Source organism: Aquimarina sp. AU119, assembly GCF_900312735.1.
GTDB lineage: Bacteria > Bacteroidota > Bacteroidia > Flavobacteriales > Flavobacteriaceae > Aquimarina > Aquimarina algiphila.
The window spans coordinates 66,275-87,787 of the sequence record NZ_OMPF01000014.1; the positions used below are offsets into that span (position 1 = coordinate 66,275).

The following is a 21,513-nucleotide window of genomic DNA, read 5'->3' on the forward strand; positions in this document are numbered from 1 at the left end:
AACCCAATTGATAAAATTGGTTTAGCTACATCTCCTCTAGTTCTTTAATTCAGTCACATAACCCTCACTCTAATGAATACAAACATCATAAAAATCCGTTTGCTTTTTACACTGGTTACACTTTTTATAGTAAATACATCATGCTCTCAAACTGAAACGATAGAAACGCAGATTGCCTGGGATACCTGGGGAGTTCCTCATATTACTTCAACTACTATTGAGGATTTATTCTATGCACAAGGCTGGGCTCAAATGCACAATCATGCTAACTTGATTTTAGAACTTTATGGAAGTTCAAGAGGAAAAGGAGCAGAATATTGGGGGCAAAGCAAGCTTCAAAATGATATGCTTATCCGTACATTAGGGTTTGAAGAATTAGCAAAAGAGTGGGAAACAAAACAAGATCCCGAAATCAAAACCATTTACTCTTCTTTTATCAAAGGTATGAATGCTTATGCAAAAGCCCATCCCGATGCAATAGATCAAAAAAATAAAGTTGTCTTACCGCTTACAGCTCAAGATATGAACATGCACAGTATGTATGTTATCTTCACTCGATTTATTGGTGGCAATGATTTGGGGCGTGTTCAACAATGGCCAGATATGGGATCCAATACGTATGCCATTGGTCCTAAACGCTCTGCTTCTGGAAATGCTATGTTAGTACAAAATCCTCATTTACCCTGGTGGAAAGAATTTTTATTTTTCGAATCACATTTAAATCTTAACGGAAAAAACATGTATGGGACAACGCTAGTTGGTTTTCCTGGAATTGCAATTGGTTTTAATGAAAATTTAGGATGGAGTCATACCGATAATACTATTGACAATGCAGATACATATGAACTAGAATTGAAGGATGGTGGCTATCTTTTAGATGGTAAACGAACAGCGTTTAAAACCTCTTCAAAAACAATAAAAATAAAACAAAAAGATGGTTCATTGATAGATCATAAAATCCCCTTGATGAAGACTATCCATGGTCCAGTAGTTAATAAAACCAAAGACAAGGTACTAGCATTGCGTATGGTGGGATTAGATCGCCCAAATATGTTATTACAATGGTGGAGAATGATTAATAGTGCCAATTTTAATGAATTCGAATCTGCATTAAAAATGGCACAAATCCCATTTTGGAATGTAATGTATGCTGACAAAAAAGGTGAGATTTTTTACCTGTTTAATGGTTTGGTCCCTAAAAGAAACCATGGTGATTGGAAGTATTGGAATAGAATTATCCCAGGAGGTAAATCCAAAGATGTGTGGACAGAAGTGCATCCTTATGCCGATTTGCCAAAAGTAAAAAACCCTGCGAATGGTTGGTTACAAAACGCAAATGATCCGCCCTGGACCAGCACTATACCTATGGCCTTAAATCCGGATGACTACCCCAGTTACATGGCTCCTCAATATATGCCTTTTAGACCTCAGCGTTCTGCAAGAATGTTACTAGAGGATGAATCTATAACTTTTGAAGAATTGGTAGCTTATAAACTCTCTACTCGGTTAGAATTTGCAGACCGTATTTTGGATGATCTTTTTGCCGCTGTAGATGCTTCTGATTCCAAAAAAGCAAAAGAAGCAAAAGTAGTTCTCGAAAATTGGGACAGAGAAGCAGATACAGATAGTAAAGGGATGTTACTATTCTTTAACTGGGCTCGTAAATTTAATGTAAGACGAAGCTCTAATTATTCTAAATCATGGAATATCAAAAATCCCAACACAACGCCAGATGGACTTTCTGATCCCAAAAGAGCAGTTGAATTATTAGAAACCTCAGCAACCGAAATAAAAACAAAATTTGGAAAACTAGATATGCCTTGGGGAGATTATTATAGAATCAGATATAACGGGAAAAACCTTCCTGCCAATGGTATTGATGGATCTATGGGTGTTTTTAGAGTAGCATGGCCAGGAGGTACTGATGAAAACCATATGTATGTAGGCGGTGGTGACTCCTGGGTAGGTGTCATAGAGTTTGGTGATACAGTACATGCAAAAGTATTATTAAGCTATGGTAATGCCACTCAAAAAGATTCTCCCCATAATGGAGATCAATTAGAGTTATTCTCTAAGAAAGAATTACGTGATGCATGGTTTACAGAAGAACAAGTCAAAGCCAATACTGCTAAAGTGGAAATTCTTACCGAAAGTGGGTTTCAGGAAAAAGAATAAGGAATATTTTTCATCTAATACAAACAAAAAATGATGTTTTAACTTTAATCATCTTTGAAGATATTATAGTAATTGATCATCATTCATTCCATTTTAGCAAAATAATAAAAACCGAATATTTCAAACAATGAAATTCATATTTTGTATCCTTGTAACCTAAAATCAATATTAATAAATAAGGTAATGAAAAATAAAAAAGCTCTTTTAGTGATCGACATGCAAAAAGGCTCTTTTACATCCAAAACACCCCGATTTGATACTAAAGGCGTGGTTAATAAAATCAATGCACTTGCCCAACTATTTAAAGCATCTGATTTGCCTGTAATCTTTATTCAGCATGATGGAACAAAAGAAAATGAATTTATACCTAGTACAGAAGAATGGGAATTATTAGACACTTTAGAGGTCGTTTCTAATGATATTTTTATTGATAAATATGCTAACGATGTATTTTACGAATCTAAGCTACAATCAACGTTAACCAATCTCGCTATAAACGAATTATACATTACAGGATGCGCAACGGATTTTTGTGTAGAATCCACTATACAATCGGCTCTGACTAAAGATTATAATATAACTGTTGTGAGTGATGGTCATACTACTGGTGAAAGACCACATCTCGAAGCAGAAAAAGTGATTGAACATTATAATTGGGTTTGGCAAAATATGATTCCAACCAAAGGAAAAATAGAGGTAAAAAGCTTCGAAGAAGTAAAAAATGATATATAAACACCCCCTTTAGGGAATGTAAATTTTTAGACTACATAAAAACAAGTTATTTTTGAAAACAGTCGACCAAAAAAATGTAATCCTTTATTGATCATGAAGCATATTTTTTTTATAATTTTTATCTTATTTATTTCATCCTGCGCTACAAATAAATCATCCAAAAATGTGGACATAATTATTTATACGGATTTTTTAAACCCGCAACAAACTTATGATCAAATAAGAAACAATATGATGCAAACGGGGCTTATAGACAGTCTTAAAATTATAGGTAGACCCATTACCGTTTCTTCTTTAGATATTCAAATTGATTCTGTAGCTGTACAACAACTTGAGATTTCGGTTGAAGATTTAGAAAATAAAATTGAGGCCATCTATACATCCAAAATTAGCCCTTCAGATGTAATGCATCAATCTATAAATAACAATAGTGGCAAAAAAATTCCGATAAGTGCTTTCTCAAAAATTATGATTAAGCCCATCAATTATGAGCCAAAAATATTTATACCGCTTCCAGAGGTTTATTATCATGAGGATAAAAAAGCGGTAAAGATTGAATGTTACCATAAAAAGAAAAACAGAAAAAAACTCCTCGAATTTATCCAAAAGACCATGCCTAAATATGCTGATGAGTTTTCTCTTCTAAAAATCGATTTTGAAATTATACAATAGAAAAATGCACAGTTCTGATGTTATAATAAACAGCATTTTTAAAGACATAGCCTTCACAAAACCAGAGGTTAGTTTTATGGAGAATACATTCGAAAGAGTTATACTAACCAAAGGGGAAATTGTCCTCAAAGCAGGTGAAAGAGTTACTGATCAATATTATGTATACGACGGATGCTTACGAACTTTCTTTATCGACAAGGCAGGAAAAGAGCATACTATACAATTTGCAATACAAGATTGGTGGATTAGTGATTATATTGCTTTTTTTACTGGCGAAAAGGCCGTGCTAAATATAGAATGTATTCAAAATGCGATATTATATAAAATTTCTAAAAAAAATATAGAAAAAACGTATGATAGAATCCCAAAAGTAGAACGATTCTTTAGAAAGAAAATGGAAAAATCATTTGCAAGTTTTCAGAAAAGAATTTTGGCTAATCTCGCACAGTCTGCTAAAGAACGTTATGTTAATTTTATCTCTACATACCCCAATATAGAACAGCATATAAAAAATTATCATATTGCTTCATATCTAGGAATCACAACCGAAAGTCTGAGCAGAATTCGAAAAGAATTGACAACAAGTTAATTTATTACCATACATCAATTTTTTTAATCATCATTAGTTCTAATTTCGCAATTAGAACTAACAAACTATATCTAACTAGTAAGATAAATTACCCCAATTATAATTATTATACTATTCTCTTCTTGTGAAAAGCATAGGAGAATTTCCCCGTTAAAGAAAAATAAATCAACAATAAAAGAAACACAAAAATGAAAAACGTATTATTTGTCTTAACAAGTCATGAGGATTTAGGAAACACTGGACATAAAACTGGATTTTGGATTGAAGAATTTGCAACCCCATATTATCTTTTAAAAGATAAAGGAGTTAAAATTACTATTACCTCTCCTAAAGGAGGTCAACCACCAATTGATCCAAAAAGTGCTTCATCAGATTTTGAAACAGAATCGACCAAAAGATTTGCCTCTGATAAGGAAACACAAGAAATTTTAGCAAAGACAGTACAATTAGAAACTGTAAATCATTCTGATTTTGATGCCGTATTCTATCCAGGGGGCCATGGTCCACTATGGGATTTGGCTGAAGATAAAAATTCGATAGCACTAATCGAATCCTTTTATACCAGTAACAAACCTGTAGCTGCAGTTTGTCATGCGCCTGCAGTCTTTAAACACACAAAAAACACAGATGGATCGTCTTTGGTAAACGGTAAAAAAGTTACCGGTTTTACAAATAGCGAAGAAGAAGCCGTACAATTAACTTCTATTGTACCATTTCTAGTAGAAGATATGCTACAAAAAAATGGAGGAATTTATTCTAAAGGACAAGATTGGACCCCTTATGCCGTAGAAGATGGGCAATTAATTACAGGGCAAAACCCTGCTTCATCAGAATTAGTAGCAGAGTTGTTACTTCAAAAATTGAGTTAAAGATAATTGATTGCTACATCGATATTATAGCGGCTTGGGTATATATCCTTGCCGCTATTATTTTTAATCAAATGTTAATAAAACATATACTATCAAGGGCTTACGGAAAAATTAAACATAATATCAAAATCGTAGATTCTTAAGGGGAAGATAAATAAATCTTAAAAAAATGTTAATAAAAATGTGATTTCTTAAGATAAATCTCTATATTCGCCCATTCAAAGTAGCTTCACAACCTCACACACATCATTTTAACATTTAGTATTTATTCTATACAATAGCTTAGTATTATTTCATTAATTTTTTTGACATTAAGCAATGTCATTTTTAATGAAAATACTAGAAAGAAATAATAGCATTAACAGTGCGGAAATTTTTCGCCTGCTTGCTAGTAATTATATCGAAGGGAAATTATCGAATTTAGCTGTAGTATCAGCATATAGTTCGAGTGTGTTGGGGGACACAACAGGTATATAATTACTGAATCCCTTCTCTGAGGAGAGGGGATTTTTTTTTATTTATTATAGTACATAATCTCTACATATCAAATTTTAAAAAAAACTGATATAAACTTCACAAAACAACTTTACAAGAATTTTCTCTTGAAAACATTTGTGTTTAGCAATAGAATCTGTATATTAGTTAGATACTTCGTAAATACTTCTTCCCCACATTTTTGTATATAAGCAAATAAAAGACTTGTTTCTTTTTCCAATATTTTATGCTTTAAAACCAACCATAAAACAAAAAAAATGATTACACCTCCTATAGAAAAAATACTTTCGGTAATGGATCAAAAAGGATATAGAGTTTATAATACTCCCGCAATCGATTGGAATCTAAATATAGTTGGAATACGAAATAAGAACATAGTTCCCGATAAATTTGATGACACTCTGGTTATCTTTCATAACTTTCTTAACCATTGGCATATCTCATATTATCCTATCACCACCGATCCAAGTATTTTTTATCTAAAAAAGCCTCTCAATCCTAAAGGGACAGCTATTTTATTAGAAGGCCAATATAAAAGCACATATAAAATCGATAAACATAATGGACGATATTATGCATTATGTCAAAGATTAGCAGACGTTTCTGTATATCGTGACAATGACAAAAATGGCACATTAGCTTTACAACCAGATACCATACAAACAGGTAGGTTTGGTATCAATATTCATAGAGGACCGAGAAATGGTAATTGGGGTACTGATAATAACCCTGCATATTCTGCAGGTTGTCAGGTTTTTGCAGACTCCAGACATTTTAATGAGTTCATGAATAAATGTAAAAACGGTGAGAAAGCATTTGGAAACAAATTCACCTATACTCTTCTTAATGAAGCTGATTTTTTATAAAGAAATTGTTACCCCGTTTTATCAACTTGACTTCGTAAGCACTACGTCATGATTTAGCAAAATTATGGAATAAGAAAGGACTTGTTTCCTTTCTTTTCCATATCAAAAGTTAACTACTGTAGATCTTCTTCTTTAAAATACAATAATATAAGAAGTCAAAGTACTTTACACAGATATCACTTCATCATCATCTAATAGTTCCTCTTGTCGAAGACGCAGCAAAATTTGGGCTACAGCAACAGTATCTTTTTCACAATAAATCACAATGCGATCGATATCCTCTTCTTCATAAAAAACCTGTCGTACCTGACTACCATCTATATCATCTTTTGGAGAGGGAATTCCCAGAATACCGGTAAGTAATTTTAAAGAAGTATAATGTTTGTAATCTCCGAATTTCCATAAATCTAAAGTGTCTAAATGTGGTACTTCCCAGGGTTTTTTACCAAAGAGATTAAGCTTGTGAGGTAGTGATATATTATGAATAATCATCCTACGGGCGATATAAGGGAAGTCAAACTCTTTTCCGTTATGAGCACAAAGTAAATGATGCGGCCTGCTAAAATGAGTTTCTATTAAATTCTTAAAATCTATCAATAGTTGTTTTTCTTCTCCAAAAAAGGAGGTAGTTCTAAAAGACCTCGTTTCTCCTTTGGACGTAAAATACCCAACTGATATACACACTATCTTGCCAAACTCTGCCCAGATACCAGCTCGTTCATAAAACTCTTCTGGAGAGAATTCTTCTTTACGTTGATATTTAGTTTTATCCGCCCAGAGATATTTCATTTCTTCACTGAGTTCTTCAAAATCTTTATGCTCAGGAACTGTTTCTATATCCAAAAACAGGATATGCTCTAAATTAAGTTTATGAAGCATTCTCCAACATTTTATATGCTTCTTCAATGAAGACAAAGAAATCTTCTGTAAATGATTCTCCTGGAACAAACTGACCTCTGTTATGACCTAATCTAACTATCATAATATTATCTTCTGGTATGCAAATTACGTACTGTCCCAAAATACCTCTCATTGCAAATATCTTCTTGTCCAAATGATCTGATAACCAAAAGCCATACCCATACATTTCGCCATCTTCAAATCTCGCTCTAGTTGCTATTTCAGTAAATTCTTCGGGTAGTATTTGCTCTCCCTCAAAAACACCTTTATTCTTAAACAACATCCCGAAACGTGCAAAATCTCTTGCATTACTTGCTACACAACAATATGCTTTCTCCATACCGCTATCATCACTATCTAATTGCCAGATTGCATCCTGCTGCATCCCTAAAGGTTTCCAGAAACTTTGACTTAAATATGATGATAATTGTTGGCCCGTAGCTTTCTCAATCACCATACCTAATAACTGAGTATTTCCGCTAAGATATTTGAATTTTTTTCCCGGCTCGTCTACCACTTCTAATCCTAACATTACATCTCTAATATTGGGATCATAGTATACCCTTGCTGTAATAGAAAATGGACTTGTGTAGTGTTCTGTCCAATTAAGACCCGATGACATAGAAGAAAGATCTCCTACTGTTGTTTTTGCTGCAAGTCCCTTAGAAAATTCAGGGAAAAAGTCTCCTAAAGGTTGATCTAGACTTTTTATATGACCATCCATTATTGCTTTACCGAGCATCCCTGTCACCAAGCTTTTTGCCATAGAGAAAGAATTAGTTTTTGAATCTTTATTATATCCTTCGGCATAATTTTCATACCAAATACTATCATTCTTAACAATCATAAAAGCAACAGTTCCAAGTTGTTCATTAATTGCATCCAATTTATCAGTAGATTTTGCCTTATTATAATCTGGATGAACAGCCCAAGCAGATGTACTATTTCCTTTTTCTATTTTACGGTTATCAAAATGTGGATAATCATCTATATATGCTGTAGTATGCCCAGTCATATATACCACTCTTACTCCTTTTAGGATATAATCGTAATCAAAAATATATAATAGTGCTACGCAAAGGAGAATAATAATTAGAAAACTTTTAAGAAGAAATTTAAGTATACGTTTTATCATTTCTATGTAAGATTGAGTTTATATGATCATTTGCCAAACAAGTACCTTGTTTATAGCTAATGTATGAAAATTAATTGCACATAAATAACCACTACAAAAATTTAAAAGCTCTAAAGTTTTTATGATTTATAGGATTAAACCACAATAATAGAACATCTCAGTTTCATTTTTTGAAACTGAATATTTCTATGACAATATTGTTTTAGGTTTAGGTTATAAAAAAGGAATTTTTAGAACAACGATTGTTGCTTTACTGGATTTTCATGATCTAGCAGCCATTTTTTTCGCCATAGTCCTCCTGCATACCCTGTAAGCGATCCATCACTTCCAATCACCCTATGACAAGGTATAATAATCCACAATGGATTCTTACCATTAGCACTTGCTGCTGCACGTATACATTTTGGATCTCCTAATCGTTTGGCCATATCCAAATATGTAGCAGTTTTACCAAAGGGAATATGAAGTAATTCATTCCAGACTTTTTTTTGAAAATCAGTACCCTCAGGATTTAAAACAAGATTAAAATCAGTGCGTTTTCCTTCAAAATATTCGTGTAATTGAGAAACTGCATTCTGTAAATGAGAAGGTATATCAATCGAAGGTGTATTTGTAGATTCTTTGGTAACAGAAACACTAGTTATTCCATCCTTATTTCCTGTTATAGTAGCAATCCCTAATGGAGTATCTATATACACTTCTTCTATCATTCTTCTTTTTTGTCGTCTAAAATCCCTAGGCGTCGGGCGCGGCTTTCCCAATTCTTACGAGCAAGTACCTGCATATCAGTTTCGGTATCACTTTCATCAACGATCTCTAATCCTAAAAGGGTCTCAATTACGTCTTCCATAGTTACCAAACCACTTATTGAACCATATTCATCAACAACCAATGCTATATGATTTTTGGTTTGAATCAATTCATTAAATAAATCTGGAATCGGTAGGTTTCTCGTTGTGAAAATTATAGGTCTTTTTATATCTGCCAAGGTTTTATGACCATTTTGATTGGCCATTTCTTTAAAAATCTCATCTTTTAATACCTGTCCCGTGATATTATCCGCTTTCTCATTATAAATAGGTATTCTTGAAAAACGAAGGTTTTGATTCTCATTAAAAAATTCTTCGACTGTGGTTTTTTCTGATGCAGTTTTCATTACTGTTCTTGGAGTCATTACATCTTTGGTGAAAATCTTTTTAAAATTTAATAGATTTTTGATCACTTTTGATTCTGACTCTTCAAAAACTCCTTCTTCTTCGGCAATATCTGTCATTGCTGTAAAATCCTCTCTACTCAATACTGATCCATGATGGCCTTTACCTCCAATAAGCTTGGTAGTAAGTCGTAATATCCACAAGATTCCTGTATATTTTAAAGGAGCTATTAAAATAACCAGTGCTTTAGAAGTAAAATTTGCCAATTGCTTCCAAAATGTAGCTCCAATAGTTTTGGGAATAATTTCTGACAATACCAGAATCAGTAATGTCATGATAGTAGAGACAATCCCTACCATATTAACCCCAAAAATTTCATACTTATATGGTAATTGCTCTGCTTGTACTCCCACTAAAATTGCTCCAACAGTGTGGGCAATTGTGTTTAAGGTAAGAATGGCAATAAGTGGTTGGTCTACATCTTTTTTTAGATTCTCTAATGTAGTTGCATACGATTTTCCTTCTTTCTTTTTAACATTAATAAATGTCGGAGTTACACTAAGCAATACTGCTTCTAATATTGAACATAAAAACGAAAAGAAAATAGAAAGTACGGCGTAAATAATTAGTAAGGTCATTGTTGTTTTATTGAAGATACTAAATTAACTAATTCCTTCTCTATTCGGCATTGAATCTACAAAATAAATTTATTTATAATCAATTTAATCGTATTAGCAAAAGCCCGATGTAAAACAAAATCAATGGAATAAGATTAATTATAGTTTTAATATAACTTGAATTATTGTACTTGAAAAAACCTTGAATTATAATTTTCATAGCAATTAGCCAACCTATATAAAAAATCATATTCCAATTAAAATCTAAATCCTTGAAAAAGAATCTTTTTGAAAAGAAAACAATAATTAGGCTTATGGTTATAGGCACTGATGTATGCGAAATAACTGATTGTATATCTGCATAACTTCCATTACCTGATAACCACATATTGATCTTGTGTAAGATTAAACTAAATAATACCCCAAAGAATATAAAAACAAACACGATAAGTACAAAATCAAGATAAGGATTAATCAAAATAGTGTTTACATCGATTTTCAAAAAAAACACAATCATCCCATAAAAAAAGAATAGAAATATGCTCTTGATATTGAGATTTACCTCATCTTGATTATCTAAATACTCTAAAGTTCTTTTTGTATTAAATATAATTAGGAAAATTGATTTCATACATCCTTATGTTCTTGTTCTTACCAACATATGTAATCAGAAAGTTTAATTTCATTAACGTTTCGAACCATATATCTGTATTCTTAATATCTTAAGCAATCATTCGGTTTTACCTTTACCCATCTCATTCATATACACAGTCACCGCTTTAAGTTCTTCTTCTGTGAATGTTTTGATAATAGCAAAATTGGTTTTCATCACCGCATAAGTTTCTGGATCCACAATAGGTTCTGCTTCTTGTTTTAAGAATGCAATTAGATCCCCATTTTGTTCTTCATATATCTTTATAATATCGATAACTCCGGGGCCTATAGATTTCTTATCAATTTTATGGCACGTATAGCACTTCCCTTTTCCATTAAAAACACTTTTTCCCAAATCAAAAGAAGAAATTTTCTCTTTCTTTGTCCCTATTTTTATCTTTTCTTTATCTTTTTTTTCTGATTGACAACTTGTTGAAAATAATAGTACTATTCCAAACAGTACTCCGATTTTATTTATGTAATTCATGAAAGGTTTTAACTATATTTTTCTTTAATCTTTTCGATATCATTTTTAAAGCGTTCTAATAAATCTCTTGAAAAATTAGTAATCACTTTTTCTTCTTTGCTATTCATTCCCTCACTTGCATCTGCAATTTTGGCAAGTGCGTAAAGCATAAATTCATACTCTTCATCGGGTCCATTATCAGAAAACACTTCTATTACTTTCTTGTATAGGGTTTCTATATCATTTTGATTTTTATTTTCATAATCAAAAGACCACTTGATTACCGCTCCTTTTGGATGTCCTTTCAAAATTTCTTCGAGTGTTTCGACTTCTTCTTTCTGAATAACCCCATCACTCATTGCAATTACATAAAGTAATTCTCCAAAGGTCTGATATAATCTATCTCTGCTTACCATAAAATCATAGTTTTATTTTATTAACCCCATTTAATTTATTTCAAACTTGTTATGCACAAACGACATTTGTCTTAACTCAAAAGCTTAACAATATCTTTTGCAAAATAACTAGCGATAATATGCGCTCCTGCTCTTTTGAATGCCATAATCTGTTCTAACATGACAGTATCATGGTCTAACCATCCTTTTTCTGCTGCTGCTTTCACCATTGCATATTCTCCACTTACTTGATATACAGCTACAGGAACATCTACTGCATCTCTTACATCTCTTACGATATCCAGATAACAAAGACCAGGTTTTACCATGACAATATCTGCACCTTCATCGATATCCATAAGCGTTTCTTTGATCGCTTCATCCCGATTAGAAAAATCCATTTGATATGTCTTTTTATCTCCAAATCCGGGAGCAGAATCCAGTGCATCTCTAAAAGGTCCATAAAAGGCTGATGCATATTTCGCACTATAACTCATGATCCCCGTTTGTTTAAAACTCTCTTTTTCTAATACTTCCCGAATGGCCAAAATTCGTCCGTCCATCATATCACTAGGTGCAACAAAATCTGCACCTGCCTGAGCATGTGACAAAGACATCTCTGCCAAAACTTTGCAGGTTTCATCATTGATGATATACCCTTTCTCTACAATCCCATCATGCCCGTATGAAGAATATGGATCTAATGCTACATCGGTCATTACTAGTATATCTGGAGCAGCCTCCTTCACTGTTTTAACTGCCCGTTGCATGAGTCCTTCTGGATTTATTGCCTCTGTTCCTTTATTATCTTTAAGATCATCGGGGACTTTTACAAAAAGTAATACTGATTTTAATCCCATAGACCAAAGTTCTTTTACCTCATTTGTAAGTAAATCGAGGCTATATCTATAATACCCTGGCATCGAAGGGATCTCTTCTTTTATTCCTTTTCCTTCTACTACAAAAAGGGGAACTAAAAAATCATGTGGAGTAATGGTATGTTCTCTAACTAAAGAACGAATCGCTTCATTAGTTCTTAGTCTTCTGTTTCTGCGAAGTTGTTGCATTCTTAATGGTAAAATTTGATATGTGTAAAGATACTCATATATCTGTTATTTTTTTTTGTATTCGAATTTGTCTAAAAACAAAATATATTTTTTCGCGTTTATGCAAAATAGAAATTCAAAAGTGGGGTTTGATTGGTCAAATTAAAATAAAAAAACAGTACTAGTTCAAGCCAAGTTGATAATTGGTTATAAAGGTAATTTTACTTAAAAAATATATCAAATAATGTAACAAAACCTTAACAAAACCTACTAACATTGAAATATCTAACTCGCAAATTCAACTGTATGCTTACGATAAAAAACCTCAATAAAACATATCCTAATGGAACACAAGCTTTGAATGATGTTAATCTGTCATTAGAAAAAGGAATGTTTGGCCTTTTGGGACCCAATGGTGCAGGTAAATCTACCTTAATGAGAACTATAGCTACTCTGCAACTAGCAGACTCGGGCACAATTGATTTTGATGGTATTGATGTGTTTAAACAGCCTGGAGAGTTGCGAAAAATACTAGGGTATTTACCACAAGATTTTGGAGTGTACCCAAAGGTTTCGGCAAAAATGATGCTTGATCATATTGCTAGGGTAAAAGGTATTACCAACAGCCAGGAACGTAAAGGTTATGTTGCCGATCTTCTTCATAAAGTAAATCTATACAAATTCAGAGATCGTAACCTCGGTGATTATTCGGGAGGAATGCGACAGCGTTTTGGTATTGCTCAGGCGTTGTTAGGTAACCCAAAATTAATCATAGTAGATGAACCCACGGCTGGTCTGGATCCTCTAGAACGTAACCGTTTTCATAACCTACTTAGTGAGTTAGGAGAAAATGCTGTTGTAATTCTAAGTACCCATATTGTGGATGATGTGACCAATCTATGTCAAAATATGGCTGTTTTTAATGAAGGGAAAATCCTGGTACAAGGAAATCCTCAAGAACTCTCGAATACTTTGAATGGTAAGGTATTTAAAAAGCGTATTGACAAATCAGAATTAGAAACACTTGAAAACGAATTTACCATATTATCAAACTACCTTAGAGCAGGACAATTTTATGTAAATGTATATGCCGAATCTAATCCTGGAGAAGGGTTTGAAGTAATAAACAATGATTTAGAAGATTTTTACTTCTACTGCATCAATAAGAAAGAACAGGAGGAGGTAACGGTATGATAGAAATCTTACGATTCGAATTACAATATAGATTAAAAAGACCCGCTACCTGGATTTATATCATTTTAGGGTTAATCATAGCAGGAATGTGGGGTGCATTGATGCAATCTTCTACACCAGAATTTATAAATAGCCCAAACAATATTATTGGAATCATCGGTCCTGTTTCTATTATTTCGATCTTTTTTTATGCTGCAATTATGGGAGTTCCGATATTTAGAGATAAGGATCATAAAACTGCACAAACCTATTTTACTTTTCCAATTACACAAAAATCGTATGTTTTAGGGAGGTTTTTGGGGAGTTTTACCATAGTTACTTTATTAAATCTATTTATACTTTTAGGAATTATTATTGGTCTTGGTATAAATATGTTCCTTGATCGCCCTGATTATGGAACCTTTACTTCATTTAATTTTACATCATATTGGCTTCCTTTTCTATTTTTATTAGAAATCAATGCATTTTTAATTGGATCTCTATTTTTTTGTTTGATGGCATTTTTTAAAAAGATGCCCATTATCTATCTTGGCGGAATATGTCTTTTTCTATTATATAGTATTTCTGGAGATTTACTAAGAAGTTTAGATAATCAATGGTTAAGCGTTTACTTAGATCCTTTCGGAACTAGAGCCTTTAGTTTTGTTAAAAAATACTGGTCAATCAATGAGTTAAATACAAACCAGCTTCCTATATATGGTAAATTTTTATTCAATAGAATATTATGGTTCGGCATAGGCTTACTTCTTTTTTTAATTACTTTTTTCAAGTTTAATTATAAAAAATTCTTGCTTTCCGGCAAGAAAAAGAATACTATAGAGAACGGAGAGTATACTCCATCATTAGTATCTTCAGTTACACAAGTATTCACCAAAAAAACAGAACGAAACAATTTACTTTCTCTTAGTAAAATTGAATTCTTATCTATTTTTAAAAGTCCGGTTTTTGTTATTCTCCTAATTATCGGAGTCATATTTTCTATATTTAGTATATATAGTGCCAATGAAACGTACGGAACCCCTAACCTGCCACTAACCCGATATGTGGTTATGTATATCAACGGACTTATTTCTTTCTTCTGTGTTATAATTTTAGTCATTTATTCTGGTGAAGCGGTACATCGAACAAGAAGTAACAAGACGTTTGTGTTTTATGACGCATTGCCCATTAGCAATTCTAGTTTATATTTTTCAAAAATAATATCGCTTATCGGTATTGCTTTTACATTGGTTATCGCTAATATTTTTATCGGTATTTTGTTTCAGACTTTTAATGGGTATTTTAGATATGATCTGGGTATGTATATCATTTATAATTTTGTTTTGGTATTTCCCAGTTTTATCACCACTATTCTGGTGTCATTTTTTATCCATGTATTAGTCAATAATAAATTCTTAGGTCATTTTATTATTATCTTGATCTATGTCGGATTACCACTTTTGGTTGCTTTTGCTTTTAAAAGCGTCAATCCGATGTATATTTTTACAGGAACCACTCCGATCTTTTTAAGTGACCTAAATGGATTTGGGCATTATCTGGAAGGAATTACATGGCTTAATCTATATTGGATTCTGATGGCTTCAATCTTAATGATGATTGGTAAAGTTCTCTGGACTCGAGGTTTCTTTTCTACAGCCAAAGAACGTTTATCTCTTGCAAAACAAAGATTTGATGCCAAGACTATTTTAGCATTTGTAGTCATTTTATTGGCTTTTATATCTGTAACCGGATATAATTATTATAACCTTAAAGTACTCAATACTCTCGAAGATGGCAATTATGCAGAAGAAGTAGAGGTTGATGCAGAAAAGAAATACAGTAAATATATTGGTCAAGCTCATCCGCAGGTCACAGATCTAAAAGCATATATTGATGTATTTCCTAAAGAACGAAATGTAAAAGCAAAAGGAGAATATAAAATCATTAACTCTTATGATACTCCGATTGACACTTTACTGCTGGAGATTCAATATCCTGGTCCTAATACCTATCTAAAAAAAGTGATTTATAATGGTACATCATTACATCCCGTCGTATCTGACTCGGTATATAGAATGTATTTTTATAAGCTACCCAAGGCTATGCTTCCTAATGAAAAAGCAGAGCTTACTATAGAAGTATCATCAGAAACTAAAGGATTTGCTAATGATTTAGAAACCGAGGTATTACATAATGGGTCTTTCTTTAATAGTAGTATTTTTCCGAGATTTCATTTTGAAAGAAGTCTTATTGATAATGGAGTACGTGTAAAACACGGATTAGAAAAACTGGATTATCTCTATCCTCCCCGAACAGATTCTTTAGCCCTTAAAAAGAATCTATTTAACGAAGATGCTAATTATATCAATTTTGAAGCTGTAGTAAGTACTGCCGATGATCAAATCGCTTTAGCTCCAGGAAAATTAATAAAGGAATGGAATGAAAATAACAGGGCATATTATCATTACAAATTAGAGTCACAAACCGATCTGTTTTTTAATGTCGTATCCGCCCGATATGATATTGAAAAATCCAGTTGGACTGCTCCTAGCGGGAAAGAGGTGGCCATAGAAATTTACCATTCTCCAAAACACAAGCGTAACCTCAAACATTTTGTTGAAGGCACACGAGTAGCATTAGACTATTGCTCTAAAAACTTTTATGAGTATCCTAACTCGGTGATAAGAATAGTAGAATTTCCGGCGCATGCTACCTTTGCACAATCATTTGTAACGACTATCCCCTACTCTGAAGATTTTGGATTTGCTGCTAATTTTGATAAAGCCGAGGATTTTAATTATGCCTTTAGAGTCACTACTCACGAAGTAGCTCATCAATGGTGGGGACATATTGTAACTCCTAGTAAAACCTCGGGAGCCAATATCATTTCAGAAACACTGGCAGAATATTCATCTCTTATGACTATGAAGCATCAATATGGAGAAAACGGAATCAAAAATTTCCTTAAATATTCTTTGGATGACTATTTAAGAAGCAGAGCTTTTAGCTTTAAACCCGAACGCTCCTTAATCAATGTCGAAGTAGGACCGCATATCTGGTATCGTAAAGGATCTATGGTCATGTACGAGCTTCAGGATATTATTGGAGAGGAAAAAATAAATACTGCGCTCAAAGATTTTCTTAATGAATATAAGAATTTTGAAAAAGGGGTGTATCCCACTTCAGAAAACTTGTATAATGCCATTTATAAAGTAGCCCCAGATTCTCTAAAATATGCTGTAGAAGATGGATTTACCAAAATAGCCTTATACGAAAACCGTGTCGTACAGGCCAAAACAAAGAAACTGGATAATGATACCTATGAAACTACTTTTACTGTTAATGCTCAGAAAATCTATTATGACGATACAGGAAAAGAAGAACGTATTGATGACAAAACCAATTATATCGAGGTTGGATTATTTGGTAAAGATATTGTAGATGACCAAGAAGTTCCTCTTAAAAATCCATATTACCTGGAACGAAAATGGTTACACCCTGGTGAAAATACCTTTACTATCATTACGGATAATAAACCTATAAAAGCAGGTATTGATCCTTATAATAAATTAATCGACAGGAATTCTGGTGATAACCTAAGGCCTGTTGAAGAAGAGTAATTTTAGTTAGTTGTAAAAATCACGATTGAGAAGCGCTGTCTCGGTCGTGATTTTTTTATGAGTATATTTTCTGTTAAGTAGTATTAACTTTTATTTTTCTTTTTAAGAACCCAATATTTCATTACAAAATATATATCGAAAACAAGTAACGCTATCAAAACAATACCTTCTTCTTTACCTATACATGGTGGGCAATATTGGTCACCAATACATGGAGTGCATTGAGGAGATAATACATATGCAATAAAAAAACCAATTACATTAATGGATATAAAAATTAATGTTTTTCTCATAAGTAATAAATATTTTAATTCCCTCTAAACTTATTCATATAAGTATTCTTAATATATCGATATGGTTTTTCAGAGCTTTTTTGATCTCCATATTGTTCTTTATATCTATTATAATTTTTAACTGCACCTTTTACAATTCCATCAATATTACGTTGCTCTACATTCATAGTTGTATGATCGGCCATAAAATTTGATTCCCATCCTTTGTCAGGTCTATATATACCTATCTTAGAAAGTAATACTGAATATCTATCCTTCAAACCAACCAAATGTCCAAATTCATGAGGATATATCGCAAAGTTTTCTCCTGCCATTTTTTCTTTTGAATACCAAGTCCCTGTATCTCCATTAATTTCGCTTACTTCTGATCTTCCCTTTTCATTTTTAACTTCAATGAGGTTATCTCCTTCCGCTAGCTCGGTATTTTCTTCATCATATACATCTACAGATGTTTCAAATTTCACATCAAACTCATTACCATCATCATCTGTGAATTTAAACTCATTATGTTCCCCAAATAAATTTTGGATTGTTTTTTGCATTTTATTTGCTTCTTTTTGATTTGCACCACTTCCATAAATATAAATCTGTGTAGAGACTGTTATAACGCCATCTTGTATTGAAATCACAGTATCTTTACCATCAGGATCAATTAGTAATACTGGATTATTAAGAGTATAGTTATAAGGGTTAATTCCATAATAACTATCTGCATGAGGATCAATATTCATCATTCTTCCTATAGATGGTTCGTACATTCGGGCATGATAATCATAAAAGCCTAACCCTAATTCTTTTTGCTCTTCCTTACCATTGTATCCATAAGGATATTCCGCTAATTTTTGTGTATTATATCCTTTATGTTCGAGTCCAAATGGGTAGTAATTTTTCTCCTCTACAATTTCACTTTGAGTAATACTACCATCTTTATTAACATCTTTATACGATACTCTGATATTACCTAAGTGATCTTTATACTGATAAACATACTTATACCCATCATCCTCTTTCTCTATATACCCTTCTGTATGATTAAAAAACTTCAAATTTCCATTTTTATAGATGTAATTTCCTGCGTACTCAGTTTCTATTAAGGAATTTTCTTCAGTTGCAATTTTCTTTATTTTTACTCCTGTGGCATCATAAATATAACTAATATTCCCTGCATGAAAAGCATTATTTACGGTTACTGTTTTGGGTAGATTAAGATGATTATACGTAATCTCTGTAATGCCTTTATTGCGATCTAAGATCATATTACCATTAGTGTCATACTCAAAATCATCATTGGTATTGGTACCATCTTTAAATCCAAAAGTTTTGTTTGCAGTATCTGAAACTTTTAGGAGTCTGTTCCCTGCATCGTAAGTGTATCTTAAATTATCCATCACTCCAAAAGAAGTAGCATCTTCATTAAGATGTCCTGTCCTATTTAACGTTAGGATATTCCCCATTTTGTCATAAGATATATTGTTTAAATTATACTTACCGTCATTATTACGTCCTTCTACAATTCTATTTAATTCATCATACTGATATCCATAAGCACGTTTGGTATTGTCATTGACTGTTTTCCAAAGAGTCTCACTAATATTACCATTATACAATGATTCTGCTCCCAAACCTTCTGTGGTTGTATTATAATGAATCCCAAAAGCAAAGAGATCGTTTCCTAGAGTATTTACATCATTAATTCCTGTAAGCCAACCTCGTATGTTGTAGGTGTAATCTACGGTTTGTAACCCTTCGACTACGCTCAGGGTTCCATCACCTGCACCGAGCGGAGTCGAAGTACCTCCCACATCCTTTTGTTTGAGTTGTCCAAGGGCATCATAGACATTACTTACAATCTGTTCGGTATCCTGTACATTGATCTTTTGGGTTTGCGTAAGGAGTCTCCCCATATGATCATACTCAAATTTGTCTACCGTTACTATGGCTGGATTACTACCTTTGGTATGTCGGGTAGTGGTTTCTTTTACTTTACCTACAAAATCCAGTTTGCTTTCTATGATATCGCTAGTGTTTAGATAGTCATTTTTACTAGCTACATATATTGGTCTTGATCGATCATCATAATAGGTTACTGTGGTAATCCAATCATTGGTGTCTAATATCCTCACTTTGCTTCCAGTAGGTAAAGATTTGATATTGGTATCAATCGTTTTTCCATATACTGTTCCTGGATGGGTTAATCCGTCGATATCAAAAGTGTAATCATCATAGTAATTAATAGTAAGTACTTTATATATACTTACAGGATATGCATCTTTGGTATAATATACTGACGTCCCTGCAATGGTAATTGGGCTTGTTGTTTTCGTTTCATAGGTGTCATAAGTAGATGAACTCAATCGACTACGTAGTAAAGCTACTGTACTCCCATTCTCTATTAATCCTGTATACGCCACTCTCCCAAAAGTATCATATTTAGTGAACAACCATCTACTTTTTGCTCTTAGATTTGCATCCTGGGTAAGTACGGGTTGATCTAATGTGTTGTAGATGATGTATTCCTTTCCTTTTCCCGGGATTTTCTTTTCTATTAATCTATTTCTGTGATCGTATGCATATTGGTAACACAATTCGGAAAGCTCTGTGGTACTTACTCTATCTGCGGTGTTCACTTTTGGTGGAATCACATAGGTAAGATTCCCGAAACGATCATAGACATAATAGGTATCATGTGCTTCTGAGGGTGCTGAAGGTGTCGATGCATAGGTTCTCTTCAGGATTACTCTACCTTGTTTGTCTTTATATTCTTTGGTCGTATGTAAGTCTCCATCTGCGGGTGTCCAGTTCTCGTCTTTGGTGATGGTCACATACAATTGATTGGCAGCATAATAATTATCTTGTATCAGTGCTGGTTTTTGGGTATCACTCCCTGTAAAGGTTACTTTAAAATTCACTACTTCGTTAGCTATATTGGTCCCCCAGTCAAATTTGATCGTATGATCGGTATCGCTGTTGGGATCAGCTTTCCATGATTTTCCGGGTGCACCTTGTTCTGTAACTCTATTTAGAGGAGAAGCTTCAAATACACTCTCACTATAGGCGTTAACATCTTCCAGATTGGTCGTAATCCCAGGAAAGTCGTCTGAATATGTATTTTTATAATACGCATTGATATCAATATTGACATCTACGGTTTTATAACTTCCAACAGTATTGTTCGCCTCAAAAGGCAAATGTTGTTTGGCTTGTCTACCATAGGCATCGTACTGCATATGGGTGACAATATCTTTACCCGTTGGAGAGGCTTTAATCGCTCTTTGCTGTATAGGTCTTCCCAGGCCATCATAGTAGGTAACACTCTCGATGGTGTTATCTACATCATTGGCATTGGTACAACTCACATTCTCTATATCAGCAATCGTTACTGCAGTTTGAGGAACCGTGGTATGGACATAATTCTTATCAGACAACACTACCTGGGCTTGTACTTGCAATCCCATAAGTAGTATCACTATGCTATATATTATTTTGTTATTTATCATCTTACTTGTCCTATGATTTGTTTTCCTGGTACAATAATAAAAGATGCCAGTTTCATTTTTCGGGACTGGGAAAATTTTATTGAATATTTTTTATTCCACGAAGTGGGAAGCTTTTTTTTAGTTTTAATGGAGCAGAGTCTCTACGCTTTATAGTTGTCCGAAGTA

At 33.1% G+C, this 21,513-nt stretch carries 17 protein-coding genes; 8 read left to right on the forward strand and 9 right to left on the reverse strand.

Annotated features, from left to right (window positions below):
- The first annotated feature begins 72 nt into the window (after positions 1 to 72).
- From DK442_RS11250 to DK442_RS11275, 6 genes are all read left to right on the forward strand, one after another.
- Positions 73 to 2,175: an acylase gene (locus tag DK442_RS11250; RefSeq protein WP_109435980.1), complete on the forward strand. Its 2,103-nt coding sequence runs from the start codon at positions 73 to 75 to the stop codon at positions 2,173 to 2,175.
- Between the two features lie 183 nt (positions 2,176 to 2,358).
- Complete coding sequence (locus DK442_RS11255) at positions 2,359 to 2,907, forward strand: isochorismatase family protein (RefSeq protein WP_109435981.1); 549 nt, start codon at positions 2,359 to 2,361, stop codon at positions 2,905 to 2,907.
- A 165-nt stretch (positions 2,908 to 3,072) separates the two neighbouring features.
- Entirely contained in the window at positions 3,073 to 3,579 is a 507-nt protein-coding gene (locus DK442_RS11260) for a hypothetical protein (protein WP_143917600.1), read from the forward strand.
- A gap of 76 nt (positions 3,580 to 3,655) precedes the next feature.
- Positions 3,656 to 4,168, forward strand: a complete 513-nt coding sequence (locus DK442_RS11265; RefSeq protein ID WP_235010943.1) for a Crp/Fnr family transcriptional regulator — start codon at positions 3,656 to 3,658, stop codon at positions 4,166 to 4,168.
- A gap of 188 nt (positions 4,169 to 4,356) precedes the next feature.
- Positions 4,357 to 5,037: a type 1 glutamine amidotransferase domain-containing protein gene (locus DK442_RS11270; RefSeq protein WP_109435984.1), complete on the forward strand. Its 681-nt coding sequence runs from the start codon at positions 4,357 to 4,359 to the stop codon at positions 5,035 to 5,037.
- A 752-nt stretch (positions 5,038 to 5,789) separates the two neighbouring features.
- Positions 5,790 to 6,398, forward strand: a complete 609-nt coding sequence (locus DK442_RS11275; protein ID WP_109435985.1) for a hypothetical protein — start codon at positions 5,790 to 5,792, stop codon at positions 6,396 to 6,398.
- A 165-nt stretch (positions 6,399 to 6,563) separates the two neighbouring features.
- On the opposite strand, the gene DK442_RS11280 is transcribed toward DK442_RS11275, so the two are convergent.
- The 7 genes from DK442_RS11280 to hemB form a co-directional block, all read right to left on the reverse strand.
- A complete protein-coding gene (locus tag DK442_RS11280; RefSeq protein WP_109435986.1) occupies positions 6,564 to 7,277 on the reverse strand; it encodes a 3'-5' exonuclease in 714 nt (237 codons plus the stop codon).
- Positions 7,267 to 8,433 carry a serine hydrolase gene (locus DK442_RS11285; RefSeq protein ID WP_109435987.1) on the reverse strand — a complete coding sequence of 389 codons (1,167 nt, stop codon included), beginning with the start codon at positions 8,431 to 8,433 and terminating at the stop codon, positions 7,267 to 7,269. Before DK442_RS11285 ends, DK442_RS11280 begins: the two co-directional genes overlap by 11 nt.
- A gap of 230 nt (positions 8,434 to 8,663) precedes the next feature.
- The gene (locus tag DK442_RS11290) at positions 8,664 to 9,143 is read right to left on the reverse strand and encodes a methylated-DNA--[protein]-cysteine S-methyltransferase (RefSeq protein WP_370444658.1); all 480 of its coding nucleotides are present in this window, start codon (positions 9,141 to 9,143) and stop codon (positions 8,664 to 8,666) included.
- Positions 9,140 to 10,225, reverse strand: coding sequence for a CNNM domain-containing protein (locus tag DK442_RS11295; RefSeq protein WP_109435988.1), 1,086 nt, complete (start codon positions 10,223 to 10,225; stop codon positions 9,140 to 9,142). The genes DK442_RS11290 and DK442_RS11295 overlap by 4 nt, the downstream gene beginning before the upstream one ends.
- A gap of 709 nt (positions 10,226 to 10,934) precedes the next feature.
- On the reverse strand, positions 10,935 to 11,345 hold the full coding sequence (locus DK442_RS11305) for a c-type cytochrome (protein WP_109435990.1): 411 nt from the start codon (positions 11,343 to 11,345) through the stop codon (positions 10,935 to 10,937).
- 8 nt (positions 11,346 to 11,353) lie between these two features.
- Entirely contained in the window at positions 11,354 to 11,740 is a 387-nt protein-coding gene (locus tag DK442_RS11310; protein ID WP_109435991.1) for a permease, read from the reverse strand.
- Positions 11,741 to 11,811: 71 nt separating this feature from the next.
- Positions 11,812 to 12,786 carry a porphobilinogen synthase gene (hemB, locus tag DK442_RS11315; RefSeq protein WP_109435992.1) on the reverse strand — a complete coding sequence of 325 codons (975 nt, stop codon included), beginning with the start codon at positions 12,784 to 12,786 and terminating at the stop codon, positions 11,812 to 11,814.
- A gap of 285 nt (positions 12,787 to 13,071) precedes the next feature.
- On the opposite strand from hemB, the gene DK442_RS11320 reads away from it, so the two are divergent.
- Both DK442_RS11320 and DK442_RS11325 read left to right on the forward strand, forming a co-directional pair.
- Positions 13,072 to 13,959 carry an ABC transporter ATP-binding protein gene (locus DK442_RS11320; RefSeq protein ID WP_109435993.1) on the forward strand — a complete coding sequence of 296 codons (888 nt, stop codon included), beginning with the start codon at positions 13,072 to 13,074 and terminating at the stop codon, positions 13,957 to 13,959.
- Positions 13,956 to 17,558 carry a M1 family aminopeptidase gene (locus tag DK442_RS11325; RefSeq protein WP_109435994.1) on the forward strand — a complete coding sequence of 1,201 codons (3,603 nt, stop codon included), beginning with the start codon at positions 13,956 to 13,958 and terminating at the stop codon, positions 17,556 to 17,558. The genes DK442_RS11320 and DK442_RS11325 overlap by 4 nt, the downstream gene beginning before the upstream one ends.
- Before the next feature lie 83 nt (positions 17,559 to 17,641).
- On the opposite strand, the gene DK442_RS11330 is transcribed toward DK442_RS11325, so the two are convergent.
- Positions 17,642 to 17,851 carry a hypothetical protein gene (locus DK442_RS11330; protein WP_109435995.1) on the reverse strand — a complete coding sequence of 70 codons (210 nt, stop codon included), beginning with the start codon at positions 17,849 to 17,851 and terminating at the stop codon, positions 17,642 to 17,644.
- 14 nt (positions 17,852 to 17,865) lie between these two features.
- Entirely contained in the window at positions 17,866 to 21,318 is a 3,453-nt protein-coding gene (locus DK442_RS11335; RefSeq protein ID WP_160114131.1) for a DUF6443 domain-containing protein, read from the reverse strand.
- Between the last annotated feature and the right edge of the window lie 195 nt (positions 21,319 to 21,513).

Excerpts from the sequence above, each read along its gene's own strand:
- DK442_RS11285 (WP_109435987.1), bottom strand. The coding sequence starts at position 8,433 with ATGATAAAACGTATACTTAAATTTCTTCTTAAAAGTTTTCTAATTATT.
- DK442_RS11310 (WP_109435991.1), bottom strand. The coding sequence starts at position 11,740 with ATGGTAAGCAGAGATAGATTATATCAGACCTTTGGAGAATTACTTTAT.
- DK442_RS11280 (WP_109435986.1), bottom strand. The coding sequence starts at position 7,277 with ATGCTTCATAAACTTAATTTAGAGCATATCCTGTTTTTGGATATAGAA.
- DK442_RS11255 (WP_109435981.1), top strand. The coding sequence starts at position 2,359 with ATGAAAAATAAAAAAGCTCTTTTAGTGATCGACATGCAAAAAGGCTCT.
- DK442_RS11290 (WP_370444658.1), bottom strand. The coding sequence starts at position 9,143 with ATGATAGAAGAAGTGTATATAGATACTCCATTAGGGATTGCTACTATA.
- DK442_RS11295 (WP_109435988.1), bottom strand. The coding sequence starts at position 10,225 with ATGACCTTACTAATTATTTACGCCGTACTTTCTATTTTCTTTTCGTTT.
- DK442_RS11320 (WP_109435993.1), top strand. The coding sequence starts at position 13,072 with ATGCTTACGATAAAAAACCTCAATAAAACATATCCTAATGGAACACAA.
- DK442_RS11325 (WP_109435994.1), top strand. The coding sequence starts at position 13,956 with ATGATAGAAATCTTACGATTCGAATTACAATATAGATTAAAAAGACCC.
- DK442_RS11330 (WP_109435995.1), bottom strand. The coding sequence starts at position 17,851 with ATGAGAAAAACATTAATTTTTATATCCATTAATGTAATTGGTTTTTTT.
- DK442_RS11305 (WP_109435990.1), bottom strand. The coding sequence starts at position 11,345 with ATGAATTACATAAATAAAATCGGAGTACTGTTTGGAATAGTACTATTA.
- DK442_RS11250 (WP_109435980.1), top strand. The coding sequence starts at position 73 with ATGAATACAAACATCATAAAAATCCGTTTGCTTTTTACACTGGTTACA.
- DK442_RS11270 (WP_109435984.1), top strand. The coding sequence starts at position 4,357 with ATGAAAAACGTATTATTTGTCTTAACAAGTCATGAGGATTTAGGAAAC.
- hemB (WP_109435992.1), bottom strand. The coding sequence starts at position 12,786 with ATGCAACAACTTCGCAGAAACAGAAGACTAAGAACTAATGAAGCGATT.
- DK442_RS11275 (WP_109435985.1), top strand. The coding sequence starts at position 5,790 with ATGATTACACCTCCTATAGAAAAAATACTTTCGGTAATGGATCAAAAA.
- DK442_RS11265 (WP_235010943.1), top strand. The coding sequence starts at position 3,656 with ATGGAGAATACATTCGAAAGAGTTATACTAACCAAAGGGGAAATTGTC.